The 19,779-nt window shown below is 42.3% G+C and carries 10 protein-coding genes; 3 read left to right on the top strand and 7 right to left on the bottom strand.

Features of this window, described 5'->3' with window-relative positions; genetic code table 11:
* The first annotated feature begins 150 nt into the window (after positions 1-150).
* Positions 151-978 (top strand): helix-turn-helix domain-containing protein, encoded by an 828-nt coding sequence (locus tag AB4114_RS17500; RefSeq protein ID WP_441989607.1) that lies wholly within the window; start codon positions 151-153, stop codon positions 976-978.
* On the opposite strand, the gene AB4114_RS17495 is transcribed toward AB4114_RS17500, so the two are convergent.
* The 6 genes from AB4114_RS17495 to AB4114_RS17470 all read right to left on the bottom strand — a co-directional run bounded on the left by AB4114_RS17495 (position 947) and on the right by AB4114_RS17470 (position 15,418).
* The gene (locus AB4114_RS17495) at positions 947-3,037 is read right to left on the bottom strand and encodes a hypothetical protein (protein ID WP_441989606.1); all 2,091 of its coding nucleotides are present in this window, start codon (positions 3,035-3,037) and stop codon (positions 947-949) included. The genes AB4114_RS17500 and AB4114_RS17495 overlap by 32 nt on opposite strands.
* A 20-nt stretch (positions 3,038-3,057) precedes the next feature.
* Positions 3,058-4,911: a hypothetical protein gene (locus AB4114_RS17490; protein ID WP_441989605.1), complete on the bottom strand. Its 1,854-nt coding sequence runs from the start codon at positions 4,909-4,911 to the stop codon at positions 3,058-3,060.
* Between the two features lie 257 nt (positions 4,912-5,168).
* Positions 5,169-11,723 carry an S-layer homology domain-containing protein gene (locus tag AB4114_RS17485; RefSeq protein WP_441989604.1) on the bottom strand — a complete coding sequence of 2,185 codons (6,555 nt, stop codon included), beginning with the start codon at positions 11,721-11,723 and terminating at the stop codon, positions 5,169-5,171.
* A gap of 97 nt (positions 11,724-11,820) precedes the next feature.
* Positions 11,821-13,419: an ABC transporter substrate-binding protein gene (locus tag AB4114_RS17480; RefSeq protein WP_441989603.1), complete on the bottom strand. Its 1,599-nt coding sequence runs from the start codon at positions 13,417-13,419 to the stop codon at positions 11,821-11,823.
* Between the two features lie 90 nt (positions 13,420-13,509).
* Positions 13,510-14,403 (bottom strand): carbohydrate ABC transporter permease, encoded by an 894-nt coding sequence (locus AB4114_RS17475; protein ID WP_441989602.1) that lies wholly within the window; start codon positions 14,401-14,403, stop codon positions 13,510-13,512.
* Between the two features lie 34 nt (positions 14,404-14,437).
* Complete coding sequence (locus AB4114_RS17470) at positions 14,438-15,418, bottom strand: ABC transporter permease (protein WP_441989601.1); 981 nt, start codon at positions 15,416-15,418, stop codon at positions 14,438-14,440.
* 243 nt (positions 15,419-15,661) lie between these two features.
* Between AB4114_RS17470 and AB4114_RS17465 the strand changes: the two genes are divergently transcribed.
* A complete protein-coding gene (locus AB4114_RS17465; protein ID WP_441989600.1) occupies positions 15,662-17,263 on the top strand; it encodes a response regulator transcription factor in 1,602 nt (533 codons plus the stop codon).
* Entirely contained in the window at positions 17,247-19,055 is a 1,809-nt protein-coding gene (locus tag AB4114_RS17460; RefSeq protein WP_441989599.1) for a sensor histidine kinase, read from the top strand. The genes AB4114_RS17465 and AB4114_RS17460 overlap by 17 nt, the downstream gene beginning before the upstream one ends.
* A 51-nt stretch (positions 19,056-19,106) precedes the next feature.
* On the opposite strand, the gene AB4114_RS17455 is transcribed toward AB4114_RS17460, so the two are convergent.
* Positions 19,107-19,769, bottom strand: a complete 663-nt coding sequence (locus AB4114_RS17455; protein ID WP_441989598.1) for a hypothetical protein — start codon at positions 19,767-19,769, stop codon at positions 19,107-19,109.
* Between the last annotated feature and the right edge of the window lie 10 nt (positions 19,770-19,779).

Here is a 19,779-nt window from a genome sequence, read left to right as displayed (position 1 = left end):
TTTACCCTGACAGAAGCCAATCGCCAATTGACAAAATGCTTAATGTAATGGATTATATTCTTATTTACTTGAAGGAAGTGATGGAAACTGGATACCACTAGAAAACCTGAAGGATTTAAAGAAGAGAAATTATTTATTCTCCCCGATTACATGCAGACGGAACTAAACCGTTCAGAATTGACACGCGATTTATTTATAAGCGATATTGGATTTTTCCCCCAAGCACAGCATCATTATCGAGAACGGCCCGAAGGCAGTGATGCCCATATCTTCATTTTTTGCTCAGACGGAGAAGGCTGGATCGAGTTGGATCAACAACGAACAATCGCTTTGACTCAAAATCATTTAGCCGTTATTCCGGCCAAAACGCCGCATCGCTACGGAGCATCCTCGCATGCACCATGGAGTATTTACTGGTTTCATCTGCGTGGCGACCATGTTACTTCTTTCATACGCATGTATGGGATGGATGCAGGTCCACTTCATTTACCGATTGGCGCCATGAGCGAATTTAAGGATGTATTTGATAAGTGTTATGCTCTTCTCTCTGACAAAACCTATTCGTTGCCCATCCACACGCACGTATCACAGTCCATTCGGCAGCTGATTAGCGGCATAGGCATCAGCGCAGGTGGTACGGCCAAAGACAAAAAAAGAGAGCAGTATCTCGAACTCGCCATCCGCTACATGAGCGATCGTCTGGAGGATTCGATTAAGCTCCCTGAATTGGCCAAGCATACGGGCTTGTCGAAACAGCATCTCATTTTGTTATTTAATGAAGAGACCGGATTCCCTCCGATTGAGTACTTCTTGCGTCTAAAAATTCAGAAGGCTGCCCAATTACTTAGTTTAACGGGTCTGACGATCAAAGAAGTTGCTGCAACCATTGGKATCACAGATCCTTATTATTTTTCGAGATTATTTAAGAAAATGACGGGTACTTCACCTAGTGCTTATCGGAACGTTCCGAAGGGGTAGTGTCTTTTTCCATAGAGAAATGAAGCTTAATCGCCTTACTCACATCCTTACTTATCCATTGAGCAAGTCGATAGTTGCCATTGCGATTCGGCATCAACCCCGGTAGAAGCTCTAGCTCAACATCGTCTGATTCACCAACAGGCTGAATCACATAACGTGAATTCGCATAGGAGACAACCAGCTTATTCCCCTCTACGCGAATGGTACTCTCATCCGTTCCGTTGGATACGAGTACTGGAACCGTGACGCCAATGGCGGATAACGGCATGTCTTCCGCTGCTTCAACAGACCACTCGGTTGTGACACCTTCGACAGCAATGCAATACGATTCCGTGATCGCCGCTAGGCCCTCGACACCGGGTCTTGGCATTAAATCTGCTATGGCTCGCTTATACGCAGGATGAAGATCATCACCAGGTGTACGCAGATCCATCTCGTTTAAGAGTTGAAGTCCTGTTGCGGCATAATGGACTTGGAAAGACAAAGCAGCAGAGTCTGCTTGAACATTTGCCAGATTGGCTTGCCAATGCATCTCCTCAGGTTTGGTTGGCACCCCGTCCTTATCCAAGGAGGCAAAAGCTTCATGCTTTCTTCTGCCAAAGCCTGCTAACCTATGCCAGACGCCGTGCCCATCCCTCCAAGTCAGACCAATAGCTGCTGGTGTATGCGGACGCGGAATGACTTGCTTAGCCACAAAATAATTCAAGTGCACATTTCCGCTGAGCCCAGGTATCCCCATCGAAAGTGCCGATTCATCTGGGAAATCCGCTTTGTGCAAGCGAACCCAGCCGGTTGCATCATGCCCCATTTGTGCAGACGTATCCATGACAACATGATAACTGCCTTGTTGCGGTCCTGTTGTTGCATAGATCCGATGAAAAGACTCGATCGGTACCACATAGCCGCCTAAATCCGCAGGCGTTGCCTGTTCCCGTATGCTTTCGTCAGCTCTTTCGAAGCATGAAGCAGCAATTTGAGCCGCATATAAGCTGTACGTCGAATAATAGGCGTAAAATTCCCAACCATTTCGAAGCTCGCTAGCGAACCGATTCTTCAACAACCGGAATTCTACGGGATCTTCGATCCAGCGCAGAATCGATTGCATCGCTTTCCGTGCAGCACGCTTGAAGGTCCCAGCCCATGCGAGATCTCCTTCCTTCGCATAGCGCGCAGCCTCACGTTCACAGAGATAGGCATAGGTCAAATCATTCCAAATGATTTGGTTACTCCTGCCTCCAGAGCTTGTCCCTCCTGTTGTCGATTGCATAAACAACATCGTTTGGGCACCTTTGCGCAGCTGCGAATCTAGGAATTCCTTCCATTCCCCGTCATATCCGGCATCTAGTAGTCCGCTAAGCTGTTGGCGTGCCGCCAAATCATAGGCAGCAGGTAGATTCGGATCGCGATAGAGCCCTTCCCGCGTGAACCGCGTCATTTGCGGTTTCAAATACTTGTCGATGAAAGCTATAGAATCCGTTAATCCTTCACGATACCTCATCATTTCGCCATGCATCGCATAGGTCGCCCAGTTGCGGATGGAGCGAATATCCGGAAAATTCCGAACCGTTTGACAATAAAAGGACTCAGGCTCAACCTTAGACAAATTCATTTTCCAAGCATCGCTTCTCTTCGTTTCCACCATCGGCGTCAGTAATTGATAAGCCCGAACCAGCATATAGGTCGTGAAATCAGCGTGGTCGTCCGGAACTCTATTCTCCCCTAAACAAGTGCAAGCCCAATCCATTGCGAGCAAAATTAGATCTTGCAAATCCTTACAACGATCATTCGCGAGTAGAATCGCCCCAGCTTTGGCAAAAGAAGCGGTCGCAAACTCATGCTCTTTCCCATCGCTAGGATCTAATATTCCTCCGTTTTCATTTTGAAATGGAAAGAATTGACGAACTCGCGCTTCAGCGAAATCCAGATAGATGTCACGAGATAACCCAGTTACTACACAATTATCGTGCTTACACTCTTGTTGAAACTTATCAATGTGAGGTTGAATCGGGTTTAATCCCTTTAAACTTTCTAGATAATCCATTTCATCTGCGCTAAACATGCTGCACCCCCAGGTCATCGTTAATCTTCTCTGATTTCGAATCGAAACTGGACCGTCATTTCCAGTTCCACTTGCTTGCGATCCAACACAATCCGGTAAAATGGCATACCCGTTTTGTAGTGAGAGTCTACCAGGAGATGCTCGATTTCAAGATTCCACTGCTCAGGATCGTAGATGAGTGTCACGGCATTCATTTGCAGCCGGCCGTTTCCTGTCTCTTGAGGCTCTAGAGAGCTGATGAAAACCTCTTGAAACGCAGCTGATGCTTTATTCAAAACAACGTGATCCGTTATGAGCAATTGGGGGATCTCATCCAATGGACGTTTCCACACAAACTCTCGCGTGAGGCGCTCCAATGCAACGCAGTCGTAAGCTTTCGTCAAATCAAGGGTTACTTCTAGTTCATCTTCTGAGATTTGCTGGTGCAGAATCTCTGACCTGTATGACTTGCCAAATCCTTGTCTGCAGCCATCTACAATGGGTACGGAATGCCCATGAGAACCTGCGTTGATCATCTCGTACCTAATCTTGGGTTGAAAATATTGTCTGGTATAGCGTCCTAGTCCTAAATCAGCCAGCACATTCTGACCATTCACATGTAAAATAAAGTGCCCCAGATCGTTATGATTGTGTGGCTCTTCATTATGTCCACCTTTAGCAGCAAATGCTGTAATCCCGCCATACGCATGCTTAACTTTCGAAATAACCCATTGATTTCCTGTGAAAATTTGTTCCTGAATCCTGTCGCTATCATCTGCGGCGTGCATAATTTCCGAACCCAATGACCAAAGAATCCCTCTCGTTACATCTAGCCAATTACCCGGAACAGGTTTCATTCGGTATTCGTCTGTAGGAAGCTGCAGATTGGGTACATATTGCTGTAAGCGCTGAATAAGTCCTGGATTCAAGGTGACCTCCTCGGCCGAATCCGAGAAATTGACGACTTTCCCCGCTGTTAGCATACAAAATTGAGGAAACTGTGAGATCGCTGCAACCTTCTCATCGCTGAGAAGAGAAATGCGCCCATGGGTTCGTTCCTTTAACAATTCTGCAAAATAAACAAAGTGTGAAAACCCATATTGCCAATAAGCTGGCCCCTCTGGTGTTGCACCCTGCTCATCAAATCCAGAAAAGTAATTCCGCAGAACCCCGATCACACGCCAAAGCATGCCAGCCAGCTTCTCACTATCTTCGATCATGTAAATGGCCGTTGCCCCTATACTTGAGGAGCATACCGCTGGCCAATTGTTTGTTTTCAATTCCCAGTTTTGAGGTGTGGGGTCATTGAAGTACACGTTGAAAATCCTCTTTTCAATCTCCTCGTTCACCCGATGAATGATCCAGGGATGCAAACGATCTTGAAGCAAATGAACTGTTTCCGCCAACGTGAATGCGGTCATCCCAGCAAGAAGGTCTACTGTTTCACGAGGTGGAACAGGTTGATCCCAGATACCGTTCGGATATTCATTCACGTATAGTCCCACATGAGCTGGTATTACCCACGTGTATTCGTTGCATACGTTCCAGATCGCGTTCTCTAGTCCTGACTTCCATTTCGGATTATCTTCTGTCATCGCAAGCGTGCTGAAAGTATGAACACCCGCATACAACTGTTCGAAAACATTCTGATATGTCGCTCGATCCCCCGTATCACCAAATAAAGTGAACTCCGTAAAAAGCGGGGCTCGAACGGGATTTTCAATGAGATGTTCTGCTCTCTTTTCTAAGGAAAGCCAGAAATCCGAGTAGTTGTCATCTTTCCGGATCCGACGCCAATTCTCAGGATCAGTTGCTTCTGAATAAAGGGTACGTGGTAAATGCTGCGTTTCCTCTAATGCATTCTTTAGCTGACGAAAGGTTAATTGTTGAAGCATATTTATTTCCCTCGCTTTCCTAATAGAAAAGAGCCATTGCTGACAATTGCAATGACTCCATATACGTTGGTTATCTATACATTAATTTTACGAAACTGGGCGAGGTATGAATAGGGAGTCAATTTAAAGATAAAGCTAATAAATTGCTCTCGTGAAAGAGATTGGATATGAAAAGCAATTAAAGTTACTTTTTTCAACTTATGAAAAAAAGAAGGCACTCCTTGTGAGAGTGCCCTCCTTGGCTTCGTTCGATATACCTATTCAATCGCTTGTGTTGCTACTAATAAGTTATACAGGACTTGAGCAGCTTCGGCACGAGTCGTGATGCCTTGCGGATCAAATTTGTCCGCTGAGCGACCTTGAATCAAGTTAAGGGACAATGCCGTTTTCACAAATTCAACCGCCCATAGTGATACTTGATCCACATCTGAGAAAGAGTGAGTGGCTGTACCAACAGCTTTACCCTTCTTAAACTCGTATGCTCTGAGAAGCAAAGTAACCATTTCCTCACGAGTAATTTGCGCATTTGCATCAAACAATGTGGCGCTCTTACCTTGGACAATACCTGCCTTCAAGGCAATGGATACCGCATCAGCATACCATTCGCCTGATTTCACATCGGTAAATGTCATTTCGCCTTTTTCCGTAAGTTTCAAAGTTCTAACCAGAAGCACTGTGAATTCAGCACGAGTTACACTGCGTCCTGGTTCGAAGGTCGTAGCACTTGTACCGGTCAAGATTTGCTTCGCTGCAAGTTCCTTGATTACGTTGGAAGCCCAGTGTCCAGATGGCACATCCGTGAATGTCTTCGTAACTTCAAGAAGAGCATATTTACTAAAGTGGTTGATTTCTGCCGATATGACACCATTTTTGACTTTGCCTCCGACATACTCGAGTTTACCATCATTCGCCAGATAGTAGATACCTGCCAATTTCGGATTCATCGAAGAACTAACCTTGAATTCAAGCTTGATCGGTTTATCAAACTTCGAAAGATTGATCGTTTTCCCGTCAGCTGTTTGAATAGATAAATTGAATTCAAACACATCACCGAATAGTTTATTTACTGTATTCGCAGACTGACTACTTTTGTTAATAAGTTCTTTCGCATCCGCAATGGATAGCGGGCTCATCTTCAGTGAAATGGTACCACCTTTTAACTCATCCGCGGAAAGTGTTCTTGTTAGTTGCTTTAGCACCTCGGATGGAATAGATAGGGTCAACGCATCTGATTTGATATCCAAATTGTTACGCTGAATTAGGTCAGCCGTATTCCCCGGAAGTTTGATCTCCGTCGTGTTAGCAGGAATCTCGACCGTTGTTCTTCCGTTTTCGCTTTTCGTTAATTGGCCAGGATCAATGATGACAGTACCCTCAGGTGTTGGTACTGGTACTGGTGTTGGTGGTATAGAACCACCCGATTCATTATTCGGTACTGACTTGAACGTAACATGAATCGTATGATTGCTTGTCACATTGGCAAACGTGTATGTATTGCCTGTTACCGTTTCACTTGCATTGTCTACAATCAATGTGTCGATCAAATAACCACTATCTGGTATGAATGTGAAAGTTGCGTATGTTCCTTCCGTTACAGTTACATCGCCCATGATGGCACCACCGATACCTGCAGTAGCCATGATCGTATAAATATTTGGTGGAACTTCCATGACATTGATGTGAATCTCTGCACCAGTGTTCGCAAAACGGTTTCCATCGAAACCATTCCAAGTAAATACATCTGTTCCTACATAATCAGTAGTTGGGCTATAAGTAATGTTGGCAAAATCGCTTGCGAGAATCACTTGATCTGCCACTACATCTGTGCCGCTTAATTTCAGTGCACCATGGGTTGGCAGTGTAAGAATCTTGACACTAACCAAGGCATCACCATCAAAGTCACTGAAGCCAAAGTTTGTAGCCATAAAATAAACGGCTGTGTTTACAGTAGCTGTAAGCGTTGTGTTAGAAACGATTGGTAGCTTATTCAATGAAATAGATACGGTTTTGGTAACCGCATTTCCCAGATTGATACCATCATAGCCTACAATACTCACGCCACGAGATCCAACACTTGGGGTTGTTAAATTGTTTTTGTACTGCACGGCTTGCAAAGCTGCCTGCCATTGCGCAGCAGTTGCACCACCTGCAGAAGTAAGTGTAAGAATACCTGTGGTTGCATCGTAGCTGCCTGCAATATCGCCCATTGTGCTAGGCGCATTGGTAAGCTGCAGTACATCTTCTGTGCCCTTGAAGCCATCCACGATGCTTACCATTACTTTCGCAGTATCAGGAATAGCAGCGGTATCTAGATCTTTAAATGAGATAGCACTGTCAATAGCTACACCCGTTGTATCCGCAAAGTATGTGGTCGCATTAGCAGATGGTGTGATCACAGGCCCCATCGTGTCATTTGTGGTTGTTATGGCCACATTATCCCAATAAGAAGTTAAAGATTTGGACAATGCATCCTGCCAGAAATCACCAATAGCTATGACATCAGGCTCTAACGATGTCAGTGTCTCTGTACGTACGAACTGATTGTCAATATAAATTTTAACTTTACCAGTTTCAGTAAAGTCATACTTCATCTGATGCCATCCTGTTGTTCTAGAAATCGTAGTCGCAGCAAACGCACCATTTGTTCCTCCTGCAGCAACTGGCTGGGCTGCACGTACGGCATATTTGGTTTGTGAACCTGCTGATGGAGACTTAAAGTAGGGTCCAACATACCAACTATTCTTATTAGAAGCATCAGTACTTGATGACTTTACATTTAAAACCTGATTAAGAGTTCCAGCAGTAGAATCGTCATATAGCCAAGCTGTAACCACCTTGCCATAAACCCCGCCAAAATCGCCAGTCTTAATAATAGCATTAATATTTCCGTCATTATTAGATGTAAAAGCTCCTAAAGAAGCATAGCTTTGATAGCCGTCGTAGCTTTTGACTTTCGTGGTATCTGGTATCGCATTCGGATTATATTGCGTCCAAGTACCAAGCTTAGTTGGGGATACGGATGTATCCGCTTTGATATTCTCGAAGTTCTCAAAAAAGGATGTCTGGATTACATTCACAAAAAATGTCTTTGTGATGACTGTAGCACCATCCGTTACCTTAACGGTCATAGTGGACAAACCAACAGGAAGCGAACCACCAGTTGTAAATGGCTGATTTGTACCAAGGGCATTTGTCACGCTCAAAGTAACCTGTGGATTAATTCCACCTCTGATTAATGGTGAGAAAGTCACAGCGGCACTAGTATCTGTTATGGAGGCTGTTCCCACTGTTAAGTTGTTTGGTACAGTGACGTCCAACGGTCCTTTGAGAGTGGTTGTGTCCACAACATTCACATTATCAAAGTTACCTGTACTGTTTTCCCCAGTGAAAAAGTCTCCCAACGCAATGGTGTTAAAAGAAATAGCTTTGTTGGAATACCCTACCCATACTTGATCAATATACATATCCACACCAGTACCGGATGAATAATCAAATGTAAGCTTATGCCAACCTAATGTACGAGTAACGGTTGACGTTTGCCACTCACCAGTGCCAAGTGTAGTTGAGTAATTCGTTGCAGAATTTGCAGTGTGGATACCTGCGCCATACATATTAGCAATCTTATCAAAGTTTGTTGCACCACTGCTGTCAACATGTGCAATAAGGCTCTTATTGCCTGCCGCCATGTCGTCATAGAAATCTACTGTTGCAACCTTTGCATAGGATGAGCTTAATACTCTATAGACTGCATTTTTGTCTACAGAGCCATCTAGTTTAAAGCTAAAGTTACCCTCTGACTTAATCGTTGAATCGAGAAGAGGCGTACCAAAGCCCCACTTCCAGTTAGCAGGATGCCATGAATCTTCAAAGCCATTAAAGTATGTGCTGCCCGGTGGATAGACAGGCGTGTAAGCTGAATCCTCTGATAATCCCAACTCATCAATGTAGCCTCTTAACGTGTTGGTACCACTTTTTTTCACATAGTAAGCCAAACTGGTATCATTCGGTCCAGTTGTAAAACTAATACTATGTGTAGGGCGGGCTGTCGCACCAGCGACACCAAAGGTTGAAGCCGTTGCTTGCTTTACAGGTGGATTCGTTGCAAGCCCAGTAATCCCTAATTCAAGATAGTCTGAAGCTGCTGCTGGCGATTGTTTAAATACGATGAAGTCCATAAACATACAAGTACGTGCCAAAGCCGTTGGGTTTGTGTTTATAAACTTCAAGTAAATATCCGCTGTTGTACCGCCTGCAGGTAGGTTTGCCAGTGTATTTATAGCCCTATAGCCCCAACCTACATTACTACCCAGTGTCTGTGAAGCCATCAACACGCCACCTGCCGCTGGGTCACCCTTATACATCTCTATCTTACCAGTAGAGTTTTCAGAAGCAGTACCAAACATTACTTTGTCTACACCAGTTGCAAACTCAACATCTGGGAATTTTAGTGTAACAGATGAACCTGAAATAAATGCGCCTTCTGAATTACGGAAACTAAAAGAATCAGGAGCGGTTGCTGGTGTGACTGGAATTGCATCTGAATAGTATCTACGTTCACCCATTACCTTACCCCAAAGCGAGGCTGTGTACTTGGTGTTTGGCTTTACAGTAACTGTTTGGGAAATCTGTTCGTTATTTTTTAGGACTGCACCTGTGTAGCCATCTTTTATAAGCATACCTTGTGCTTTTTGTCCACCGTTTCTAAAATCCCATGCGTTATGTGTAATGATGGATGGAGAACCTATAGTAGTCCAATTAGCCAATCCGTCCACAAAACCGCCGTTCTTTAGCAGCTGTTGATAAGGTAATTTCTTCAACTGGAACGTTGGGTTAATATTTGAAGCATTCGCCATATCATAGCCAGCAGTCCAAACTGCTCCCGGCTGAACTGCGCCTTGTACAGCAAAACCCGTCGTGTGTCCATCTGTTACACCTGGAATTTCGATGCTTCGATACTGCTCTGGTGTTTTCAGTCTGAAATCGCCATTGGCTGGGTCTACAAAAATTGCACCAATAACAGCATTCGCACCCGTAGTATTATACTGCTCAACTGCTCCATTGGCCGATTGGGAGGCAAATGCGCCACCAAAGATGTTGCCAATGATTACCGTTCCAAAAGTTTCAAGTTGATCATTAGTGTCGCCCCAAGAGCTAAAACTATTGTCTTTTGAGTTGTGAATTGTATTGTTTAGAATCGTCATACGCTCGTTAGGCGTATTAAAAAGCATAGCAACTTTCGTGTTGTAGATAATGTTGTCATAAACTTTTAAGTTTCCAGACACGTTATCAGGATAGATCCCCTCTACGTTTGCCGAGTTAGGTACATCATAAAGAATATTGTGGTGAATTTCTGAACCATCAAAGTCATGGTTTACAAGGTAAATGATACCGCCATCGTAGGAAATCTTCATCGTATCATGCATCTTGTTGTACTGAATGACGGAGTTTTGGAACTTACCGCCAATAGCTGCACGACCCACGTTATAGATTTCGTTGTGGCTAACCAGCTGATTGTAGCCATAGATTCCTACACCATCTTGATAATAACCAAAAAGGTCAACATCGTGAATGTTGTTGTTGATTACCTTGTTGTCATGCCCCAACATTTTGATGCCGTAACCATACATGTCTTTGATTTCACAATCACGCACCGTGTTGTTATAGCCATCTAACTCAAACGATTTTGTAAGTCCGTCTGTTAGCACACTCATTGTAAAAAGTTTGTTATAGGAATCTACTTTTTCGATAACAGCACCTTTGAATGTGTTGTCATGAGAGTTTTTAAAGTTCACTCCCGCAGAACGAATGTTAATACCTTGAATGGTAATATTTGAAAGCCCCTCTAAGTCAAAAACATTCTCTCTGTTTTTAAACTCAACTTGACCGCTACTTGGGTTAATAACCGAAGCGGAAGCATCTGTAAAGTACACATACAACTTACCGGTAGCAACATCTTTATACCACACTGCTGCGTTCGATGGTTTTGTAGCTGCGCCCGCAATAAGCTTAAGTGCTTGATAGCTGTTAGAAAGATACATACCACTTGCTACACCAAATGATTTTGGTGTGTATCCAGATAACGGCCATTTAAAGGTGATTTTATCTGCTGTATTGCTAAGAACTTCACCGGTCTGTGCAGAGAATCCATTGTTTGACGATGCATAAACGAGTGCACCTGTCCATGCATTCGTTGTCATGCCAGTAAATCCACGTACATACTCGTTGTCATACGTTAAAAATTGTCCGTCTGCATTCACAGTACCCGATGGGTCAACGTCTACATTTGTAGCACTCACAAATTTTCCATACTTTGACTTGACTAAGAGTTCACTGTCTTTTATATATGGAAATCTTGCTGGGCTCATGGATACAGGGTTACCAGTCGAATCCGTAAAAAATGCAATGTTGCCATTACCGCTATCAAAATTCCAAGATACATTAGCCTCAAAAATGCCAGCATCTGCGGTTTCTGTCCATCCTGCCACCAAGTCGCCTCCGGACATGATCACTTTTTCACCGCCGTAGTTCTTGAATGTTACATTGTCACTTGCAGGTGTAACCGTCTCACGATAAATGCCAGTCCTAATCTCGACGGTGTCACCGCTAGTTGCCACAGTAGCGGCTTTTTGGATGGTCTTAAACGGTGCAGCTAAAGAACCATTGTTATTGTCGTTTCCATTTGTACCATCAACGAAGTAACTTGCTGCAGCTGCAGCAAATGTTTGTACCGGCATCGATAGAATAGGCGCGCAAATCATTAGAATCGCTACCAATAGGGCTATCATTCTGCGCGATTTTGTAAACGCTGTCATTCGAGGGCCTCCTAAAATAAAATCGATTTTTGAGTAAGAGAAAGAGAGCCATTGCAATAAAACAATGGCTCTTTTCTTCACATCAATTTCCTACAGCCTATTTCTTCGTTTTCAAGAATTCATCCACTTGCTTTTGTAGTTCAGCTGTAATTTTATCTGAACCTGCCTTTTTCATTTTGTCAATAAATTCCTTGTATTTCGCATCAGAATCAGGAACAGCGCCGGTTTCAAGAATTTGTGTTGCTCCCGAACCCGCATATTCTTTTACAACAGCCTGAATCTGAGCAAGCTCCGTTTTAATTGGATCCAGATTAGGTTTATATCCTAGTAATGGAGAAATTGTTGCACCTGCATTGGTATCTTGCCAAATTTTCGTGAAATTTTCTGGATTTGCTTGTGTTTCGAAACTATTAGCTGTATTACCAGAAGCCCAGTTCCATTGACCATATTTCGCATCTGGAGTCCCTTGACCTGAGTAACCGATAGTTTCAATTTTAGTATCAGAAATCTTCTTGTAATGCTTACCTTCAATACCCCATACAAGAAGGTTATATAAATCTTTTCCTTTCTGCGAATCTAATAGGTTTAGAAGCTGCATCGCACGTTCTGGATTTTTAGACGTTCTAGGAATAGCTAAGTTAGTTGAATCAGACAAGTTGGAGATCACATACTTCTCTTCCATAGGAATAACCTGAACGGGGAATCCATATCGTGTACTATCAATCTTGGATTGATCTTCAATGCTGCCAACCATCGTATGGAACCAAGCAATATTTCCGTCTGACTTGCCTTCATCTTGACGTTGATTTTGCATGCTCAAGATATCTTTGCGAATGTACCCTTTGGCATACCAATCCGTCATCGTTTTGATAAACAACTGCTCTTGCTCGGTTTCATAAATATTGACTACCTTTAAACTTTTCGGGTCTTTCAAATCACCAGCTAATTTGAATGGTGCAGTTAACATATTGTGATGCTGCATTCCTGGAAGATTCGCTGTGCTAAAGCCTTTGCGTAATTGGTTGTTCTGCTTCAACTTCTCAAGATAATTTTCAATAACAGCTAAAGATTCTTTGGAAACTGGCCCATATTTATAAAAGGTTTCCTGCGCAAGCTTCGGATCGATATATCCTTTATCGATAAACTCTTTCGGTACACGCAGCGTTGGACGATTATCTACAGCTTGTTGATAGTTTGGAATCGCATACAATTTACCATTCACACGGGCACGGTCCAACACCCAAGCAGGAATCTCTTTTTTGAGATCAGGTGCGAATTTATCAACCAAGGCATCTAGCTCCAAATAAGAACCTTTGTTGACTTCACCGGGATAATCCAAGACATAACCTGTCCAAGCAATGTCAATTGGTTCTGCCGCTGCCGCCATTAACTTCCATTTATCTGCATATGCCGTGTTAACAATGGGTTCAAATTCTACCTTTGTATTTGGCAATAGCGTAGCCAACTTCTTGTTAAACTCATCCCAAACCTCTTGCGAATCCGCTTGTTTCCCTGAACCAAACGTGACAAACTTTAATGTCACCTGCTTTGGTGCTTCTGAGGCTGCAGCACTTGCTGTTGCCTTAGTCGTGGTGGTTGGTGAGTCTGTGCTCGTTTTACTACATCCGGTTATAAGTAAAGCCGTTGTCATACTTAGAACAATCGTCTTGCTAAACACACTTTTAAGCGTCTTCATATTTCTTTTATCCCCTTTCAATCTGCTCAAATAGTATATTATACAACTCCGAAGCCAAGCAACAACCTCGGAATTGGTATAAACATGTAATTATCCTTTTACAGCTCCAACTGTAAGACCTTTAGAGAAATATTTTTGAAAAAACGGGAAAACAAGCAGTAATGGACCCGCAGCCACAATGGCCATTGCAAAGCGAATGGATTCAGATGGAAGTTTATATAAATTCACATTTTCCATCGTTAAATTGTAAGTCATCGCATTCTTGAGGAAATCGATTTCCATTAAAATTCGTTGCAATAGAAATTGCAGCGTGTAGAGCTTCTCATCACGAATATAGATTAAGGAAGTAAACCAATCATTCCATTTATCTAATAATACGAATAGCCCGATGGTTGCAAGTGCTGGTTTAGATAATGGCAGTATAATTTGCCAATAAACTCGAAATTCGCTAGCGCCATCCATTTTTGCTGATTCGACCAGAGCATCAGGCAAACCTTGAAAAAATGTGCGTAAAATAATGATATAAAAGGCATTTGCAAGTGTCGGAAGTATATACACAAAGATCGTATTATTCAGATGAAGATACTGTGTGATGAGAATGTAACTCGGAATAAGTCCGCCACCGAATAGCAACGTGAAGAAAATAAACATCACAATCGGTTTACGAAGCTTAAAATTTTTGCGAGAAAGCGCATATGCACAAGTGGACATCACAATCAATCCACAGAACATACCTCCCACTGCCTGAACAGATGTTGTTAGATACGCGTATAAAATTTGGTCCGGCTTACCGAATATGAGTTTGTATGCGGTAAGATCAAACTGCATCGGAATTAACTTATACCCATACTGCAACAATGATTCCTCGTTAGAGAAAGAGACGGCGATAACGAGTAGAAACGGTATGATAAATGCTAAACTAAATAATACCAAGATGACATGAATGAATTTATTGCCTAAATTAGCAGAGAATGACTTAGACATTCTTGGCGCCTCCTTCTTACTTTTTTCGAACACATTAGAATAACGAATTCTCAGGTCTTATTTTAGTTACAATCCAATTACTAATGACGATTAGAATCAGTCCAACAACCGATTGGAACAATCCTACTGCGGCCGATATGCCAAAGTCCCCAGCACGTAATCCTCGATAAACGTACGTATCAATGACATCCGTTGTTGGATATAACACCCCGATATCCCTAGGAATTTGATAAAATAACCCAAAGTCTCCTCTGAACAGATTACCAATTGCCAGAATAATGATGATGGTCAACACTGGGGCAAGCGATGGAAGTGAAATGGCGAAAATTTGTCTCATTCTTCCTGCCCCGTCAATCTTGGCAGCTTCAAACAATTCCGGATCAACGCTCATCAAGGCAGCGTAATAGATAATGGAGCTTAATCCAACAGTTTTCCAAATTTCAACCGATACGATGATGTAAGGCCAATACTTGGCATTCGAGTACACATCAATCGATTCGAATCCGAAGAAATGCAGCAATTGATTGAAATAACCTAATGTAGGATTGAATAGCGCGTAGGTCATGTATCCGACTAATACCCATGATAGAAATTTCGGCATAATCATCGATGTTTGATAGAATTTCAATGCCAATTTCCCACGAATCTCGAACAGCAAAAGCGCCACTGAAACGGCCGCAATATTACCCAATACGATAAATATAGCCGCATAGCTTACTGTATTTCTTGTAATCCGCCAAGCATCCATGGAGGTAAAGAAGTATTCAAAATTTTTGAACCCGACCCAAGAACTCCCTAGAATGCCTTCGCTATACTTGTAATCTTTAAAGGCGAGTATGATCCCGAACATCGGGGTATAGTGGAAAATCAGGTAATAGAGAATCGCTGGCAATGTTAGAGCAAATAAAGCTATATTTTCTCTAACTAATCTTTTAAAGGAATTACTTCTGAGTGGCTTAGTGTTTACTTTACTTTTTGTTTCATCCGATAGGTTATTTATGACTGTCTCTCTCATCCTGCGCTCCCCCTTTGCTTTAATTTAATTCTACGAAATAGGGGTATAATTGAATAGGGAGCCAAATTAAACAAACGGTTACCAAATTGTGCAAATCACGGGGATAAAGTTACTGAATGCAAGTAAGGTTACTTATTTCAACCAATACAGTGAAAGAACCTAGAAATACTCCAAATTCCAGCTGCCTTTGAGCTATAATGAGGTAAGCGATAAGAAATGCATACAGCGAGAGGATGGCGTACTATGTACAAACTTGTGCTAGTTGATGACGAAGAGATTGTACGCAGAGGATTAAGATATTTCCTAGATTGGGAATCACTTGGGTTTCAAATCGTAGCTGATTTCGAGGACGGTAAAGAAACAATTGACTATTTAAAAAACAATGAAGTTGACATTGTGTTATCGGATATTCGAATGGCAGAGATTAATGGCATCCAATTAGCCAAACATATCTATGAGAACTACCCGCAGATTCGTGTCATTATCATTAGCGGTTACAAGGATTTCGAATATGCTCAACAAGCCATTGCTTATAATGTAGAGAATTATTTGCTAAAGCCGACGAAATACGATGAAATTACACATGTATTCGAAAGTTTGAAATTAAAGTTGGATCAACAGAAAAGTGCTACCATTCACCAGCAACAGCAATCTGTTCGCTTTGATGAGCTTCTTCCTCTATTGAAAGAGCAATTTTATACAGATTTAGTCATGGGAGCCTTACGGAATACGAATGAGCTTTATAAACGCGTACAATTATTATCTCTTTCCTTAGACCCAACCCATTGTCCATGTGCTTTGGTTGACTTAGAGCTATGTGAGCCTGAGAAGCTGACCATAAAGCCAGAAAAGCTCACTTATTCATTAAAAAGTATTTTCCTAGCTGAGAATGATAATTTTTTATATAAAGCCGTATTCAATGAATATCAAGGAATGAAGTTACTCGCTTTTCCGAATCAGGCAATTCGGCAAGAGGACCTAGAAAATCAACTTGTTCTAGAGATGAATGAAATTATTTCTCGAATCCGAAACAATTTTGATATTGAGATTCGTTATGACGTAACAGCTACATTTCATAACATGGTTGAACTAGCGCAATTTAGTGTACCCTTAAAGCTGGTCTATGAAGAGACACGGGGAAAAGATCGGTTAGAGCCAATCGAATATGACAATCTGTTGGAGAAGTACAAGCTGTTCATGGCCCATATTACGGACGGTCAAATAGAAAATACCATGAGCTTGCTTGATCGATTCATGGACGAATTTCGAGATCTGCCAATCTCCTTTGTTCATCGTTTGATCATGGACCTGTTCGCTATGGTTTTTCGCTATTACGCAGATCGGGGCTTGGTTGGCAAAATACCTCATGAGACCGCTCACAATTACCATGCTGTCATAGAAATAGGCGATCTGGAAAATGTACGTAAATGGGCCAAGCAGTTCATCCGTGATCTCATGGTACTTAATATGAATTCCAAAGAAACGAATGCCAAGTTAATCGTCGATGCAGCGCAGAAGTATATCCTGCAGAACTTTCATCGGGATTTGTCGCTTGAGGAAGTGGCTAATCATGTTTTCTTGAATCATATCTACTTTAGTCGGATTTTCAAGCTAGCCGTGGGCATCAATTATATCGACTATTTAACGCAATTACGTATTCAAAAAGCGATTGAATTGTTGGAAACTCGCCAATATAAGATTCATGAAATTACCGAGAAAGTTGGGTATCTTAACAGCAAATACTTTGCTCGCCTGTTCAAACAAACAACGGGCGTCAGTCCTAAGGATTACATTCGACAACAAAGCTTGCGTTCAGAAGGTGCTGCACATGAAAACAAACCGTAATCTACTTCAAGCTGTCCGAATGTATAAGTTTCAAAGCCTATTTATCAAGAGTTTAATCTTGATATTTCTGCTAGTGATCGTTCCTTTCACAGGATTAAGCATCGTGATGTATGTACAGATGAATAAAGCCATCGAGACAGAAATAAGCGGCGTTAATATGAATGCCCTTTACCGTGTAAAGGACAGCATTGACACGATTTTCAAACAGATGGACCATGTTTCTCTAGAAATGATTTATCAAGATGACGTTGGGTCCTTTATGTTATCTCCTTCTGACACCAACGATCTTTCTGCCAAAATGCAATCCATTCATGACAAGATTTCGATGTACACGCGATCCTTTAAATATATGGATTCCATATACGTGTTTTCGGAAAAAAATACCTATATGCTCTCCAATCGTTTTGACTCTCCCTTAACTGAATTTGATGACAAAACTTGGTATAAAAACGTCTATCAGAAAATGGACAGCAATCGCACATTTATGGATCTGCGTAAACGAAATGATACGTATCCATTCTACATTTCCTTTACGCGACCTGCTTATCTCTATGAGAATAAAATTGGCGCTGTTACTGCGAATATTGACATTGAAGAACTTCGTAAATTTCTAAATCAAGCCGATAAGCAGTTAGAAAATACGTACATCGTTGGTGGAGATGTCGTCGTTTACAGTCATAATCGGAATGAATTCATGTCCAAAATCAGTGACATTGATCTTCTGAATCGTGCGGAAATCCTTACTGAAATTACATCTCCTACATCATCGATTAAAACGATTCATAAACAGAAATATATTGTTTCTGTCCTTCCTTCTGAGGATAAAAATTTAACTTATATTTCATTGCTGCCGCTCAATAATTATGAGCAAAAGATGAAKGATCTCCGTACTTTTTTATATGTGTTTTCTGCCATCGGCGTTATCATCGTCTTGGTCGTTTCTATTTTGATCTCCATTAAAACGTTTTCTCCTGTTAACCAGATCATGTCGATGATTGAAGACCAGGAGAAGTTAGAGCCTCTCATGGACTCCAATGAGAAAAGTAAATGGAACGAAGTACGAACCATCACCAGTTCGATCTTTCGAACACTCGACGCCAAGAAAGGGCTCGAACAGGAGCTTCAGCTCCGTATGCATTCGTTACGAAAAGCCCAAACGATCGCTCTGCAAAATCAGACGACGCCGCATTTCTTATATAACACCTTGGAAACGATTAAATACCTAGCCATCGAATTAACCAAAGGTCACAATCAAGTATCCAAAATGGTTACAGCCCTTTCAGATCTGCTGCGACGTAGTCTGGATACCGATCAGCCATTGACTGATATTGGTGATGAAATCCAGCATGCAAAGCAATATGTGGACATTATGCAAGCCCGATATCCGAATAAATTCGATGTCGTCTGGCAAGTCCAGGAAAGTCTACTTTCTTGCCAAATCTTAAAGATTTCCATTCAACCGCTATTGGAAAATGCGTTTCAGCACGGGATTATTCCTACTCGGAATCCAGGACAGATTATCATTACAGGACTGCGTACATCGGACGGGATTGTCATTACCGTTTCTGATAATGGGAAAGGAATGCCAGAAGATAAACTCGTTAGTCTTCAACAAAAGCTAGCCAGCGGGGTTAATTTGGAGGAAAAGCATATTGGTTTAAAAAACTTAAATCAGCGTATTAAATTACTGTTCGGTGACGCTTACGGGGTGTTCATTACACCAAATCTGCACAGAGGTTTAGCCGTGTTTATCGTGATTCCTGAAAAAAATGTCAGCCAAGACATCGAATAAATCAATGAAAACAGCCGGTTTAAGAGTCGCTTGACTCCTAACCGGCTGTTTTTATAGCAATCGCTCCATTTTACGCCAAATCTGCTGGCCCTCTATCGCTTCTTCCCATAGGTCAAAATGAGGGTACATCACCTCGTGCCAATTCGTCGGTGATTGCTTCGTGGTCAGCAAGCCTTGACGAGTGATCGAGCTAATCCTGCTTGGTAACTCATGATAGGAGAATATCAGCCGGTTATACATACCAATCATGTACGTCTGATTAAAGCTGTTGGGTGACTCTTCTTGCTTCTGGTAATGATAATAGATATAGCTCGGCACCATCTCTGGCTTTAATCTCGCTATCGAACCTACACGCTCATCCATCGAATGATTGCCGCGCCAATCTTCGTCCGGTATGCCATCATGAAACACGTCGATCATGGGAATTGTCAATCGATGCAATGTCTCATTGGTGCTGACACTTGTGTCGGGCTCTTTGGGCCACTTCTCCAGATAGCGTTCGAAAGAAACGGGCCAATCCCACAGTGAAACGCTGTGACTATCTACTGCCTCGGCGTAGACGCAAACATATAAATCGCAAGCAAACACAGCTACTTGCTCTAGACCTGCAGCAACCCACTTATCACGAAGTACAGCTTCGCTTTCCTTCACGATTTGCTTGAACTGGTTAGCCGTTCCTCTACGCGTTTGTGAATAGAACAATACTCGTTGCATGCCCTTCACT

This window comes from Paenibacillus sp. 2RAB27, assembly GCF_052115445.1.
Classification (GTDB): Bacteria; Bacillota; Bacilli; order Paenibacillales; family NBRC-103111; genus Paenibacillus_E.
Note: the sequence above shows the minus strand (reverse complement) of the source record. Positions and strands in the feature narration are given on the sequence as shown.

Bases quoted from the DNA above. Each gene is read 5' to 3' on its own strand.
- AB4114_RS17480 (WP_441989603.1), bottom strand. From the start codon at position 13,419: ATGAAGACGCTTAAAAGTGTGTTTAGCAAGACGATTGTTCTAAGTATG.
- AB4114_RS17490 (WP_441989605.1), bottom strand. From the start codon at position 4,911: ATGCTTCAACAATTAACCTTTCGTCAGCTAAAGAATGCATTAGAGGAA.
- AB4114_RS17465 (WP_441989600.1), top strand. From the start codon at position 15,662: ATGTACAAACTTGTGCTAGTTGATGACGAAGAGATTGTACGCAGAGGA.
- AB4114_RS17455 (WP_441989598.1), bottom strand. From the start codon at position 19,769: ATGCAACGAGTATTGTTCTATTCACAAACGCGTAGAGGAACGGCTAAC.
- AB4114_RS17470 (WP_441989601.1), bottom strand. From the start codon at position 15,418: ATGAGAGAGACAGTCATAAATAACCTATCGGATGAAACAAAAAGTAAA.
- AB4114_RS17495 (WP_441989606.1), bottom strand. From the start codon at position 3,037: ATGTTTAGCGCAGATGAAATGGATTATCTAGAAAGTTTAAAGGGATTA.
- AB4114_RS17475 (WP_441989602.1), bottom strand. From the start codon at position 14,403: ATGTCTAAGTCATTCTCTGCTAATTTAGGCAATAAATTCATTCATGTC.
- AB4114_RS17485 (WP_441989604.1), bottom strand. From the start codon at position 11,723: ATGACAGCGTTTACAAAATCGCGCAGAATGATAGCCCTATTGGTAGCG.